Annotated in this window: 1 tRNA gene and 1 rRNA gene; both read left to right on the forward strand. The window is 44.0% G+C overall.

The features are described from left to right. A 16S ribosomal RNA gene (locus KGF48_RS20035) occupies nt 1–95 on the forward strand; the annotation flags it as partial. Nucleotides 96–150: 55 nt separating this feature from the next. Beyond that, nucleotides 151–226: transfer RNA gene (locus tag KGF48_RS20040), tRNA-Ala, on the forward strand. Nucleotides 227–282: the final 56 nt, after the last annotated feature.

The raw sequence follows: 282 nt of genomic DNA on the forward strand, positions 1-282 counted from the left end.
CCTTTTGGAAGAAGTCGTCGAAGGTGGAATCAATAACTGGGGTGAAGTCGTAACAAGGTAGCCGTATCGGAAGGTGCGGCTGGATCACCTCCTTTCTAAGGAGAATTGCCTACTGTTTAATTTTGAGAGTTCTTTATGAACTTCATATTTGGGGGTGTAGCTCAGTTGGGAGAGCACTTGCCTTGCAAGCAAGGGGTCAGGAGTTCGACTCTCCTCATCTCCACCATTAAGAGTATATTACTTAAATCTTCGATTTATCTAGTAGCCTCTTACATGCACTTT

The sequence above is a fragment of the Clostridioides sp. ZZV15-6388 genome (genome assembly GCF_020657755.1).
GTDB lineage: Bacteria > Bacillota > Clostridia > Peptostreptococcales > Peptostreptococcaceae > Clostridioides.